This is a genomic window from Alkalihalobacillus sp. NPDC127517 (assembly GCF_050276055.1).
GTDB lineage: Bacteria > Bacillota > Bacilli > Bacillales > Bacillaceae_D > Alkalicoccobacillus.
In genome coordinates, this window is record NZ_JBNNQX010000035.1 from 1 (window position 1) to 1,790 (window position 1,790).

At 44.1% G+C, this 1,790-nt stretch carries 1 protein-coding gene; it reads left to right on the forward strand.

From position 1 onward, the window contains the following. Nucleotides 1-430 precede the first annotated feature (430 nt). Nucleotides 431-1,714 (forward strand): group II intron reverse transcriptase/maturase, encoded by a 1,284-nt coding sequence (gene ltrA, locus ACQKKO_RS21410; protein ID WP_498650732.1) that lies wholly within the window; start codon nucleotides 431-433, stop codon nucleotides 1,712-1,714. Nucleotides 1,715-1,790 lie beyond the last annotated feature (76 nt).

The following is a 1,790-nucleotide window of genomic DNA, read 5'->3' on the forward strand; positions in this document are numbered from 1 at the left end:
GTGTCCATCGCGAGGTGGAATCTGAAGGAAGCCCGAGGCAAACACTCGCACTGACGGACAGAAATCTCATATGAAGGCTGAAGTAGGGCGGATGAGCTTGCACACCAAAGCGAAGTCCAATACTGCTCGAATCCTACACAGTAAATGAGGCAGTGACATGAGTGGAAGGTTATCACACCTTACCTGGGGAGGTCTGTCTAGCGACACGTACCCGTGTCGTAGTAACAACGAATAGGCAGAAGTCAGCCGAGGTCATAGTAGGGAAAATGTACTGAAGGACCGAACAATATTCATACATAGTATAGATTGGAGGTTAGAGGACACGTTGACTACAGAAAACGACCTTAGGGTCGGCAGTCTACAGAGGGATAAGGTGGAACCGAAAGAGTATGTAGATGTGTAGAGTGTACCTCTAGGTAAAATGACAGAAATGTATCGTACGTCTCTTATGGAGCTCGTTGTAAGTAAAGAAAATCTACTCACAGCTGCCGAAGCCATTCGGCGAAATAAAGGTGCAGCTGGAGTAGATGGCATGACCGTTTGGGAAGTAGAAAACCATATTAAAGACTACTATTTACCCCTAAAACAGAAACTTCTTGAGGGAACCTACAAACCTAGTCCAGTAAAACGTGTGGAAATTCCCAAAGCGAATGGTGACAAACGTCAGTTGGGAATTCCTTGCGTACGGGATCGAGTTGTCCAACAAGCAATCAGACAAGTGATTGAGCCTTTGATTGATAAACACTTCCTTGATCAAAGCCATGGTTTTCGTCCTGGCAAAGGAACACATACCGCTTTAAGACAGTGCGTGATGCACTATGAAGAAGGTTACAAAGTAGTAGTCGACTGTGATTTAAAGCAATGTTTTGATACCCTCAACCACGATAAACTGATGTACTATCTTGAACAATTCATCCAGGATAAATCCATTCTCAAGGTTATTCGTAAGTTCTTGATGAGTGGTGTCATCAACCTGTCTGGCGAATACGTAGAAAGTAAAACAGGTGCACCGCAAGGTGGCGTGTTATCGCCCCTTCTCAGCAATGTTTACTTACATGAACTGGATAAAGAACTTGAGAAAAGAGGCCATCGATTCGTGCGGTATGCAGATGACTTTGTCATCTACGTGAAAAGCAGACGTTCAGGCGAACGAGTCATAACAAGTGTGACTCGTTTCATTGAGAAAGAACTCAAACTCATTGTCAATACAGACAAAAGCAAAGTGGGGTCGCCCACGCGTTTAAAGTTCTTGAGCTGTCTAGTCAGGAAAGTGAATGGAACCTATCGTTTTATCCCTACCAAAGAAGCCAAACGAAGACTTAAAGCAGAACTGAGACGACGAACGAGTCGCAAACGTCCTGGGGACTTTAAGACAATCCTTACCGAAATCAATCAAGTCACACGTGGTTGGATCGCTTACTTTGGACTTGGCTTCATCAAAGGCTTCATTCAAAAAGAGATTGAACCATGGTTACACCACCGCATTAGACAGCTTATCTTAAAAAGATGGAAAAAACCACAAACCAAAGTAACGAAGTTAATGGGTTATGGACTAGATGAAGGTAGTGCCAAACGAATTGGCTACTCAAGGAAGAAATACTGGAGAGTCTCTAAATCCCCAGAAGTTCATCTGGGGCTTACAAACGAAAGACTCCACCAATGGGGCTTAGTTTCACTAAGCCATTTGGTGGAGTCTGCGTACGCAAGATATTGAACCGCCGTATACGGAACCGTACGTACGGTGGTGTGAGAGGTCGGATAATCAATTAATGATTATCCTCCTACTCGAT

Bases quoted from the DNA above. Each gene is read 5' to 3' on its own strand.
- ltrA (WP_498650732.1), top strand. From the start codon at position 431: ATGTATCGTACGTCTCTTATGGAGCTCGTTGTAAGTAAAGAAAATCTA.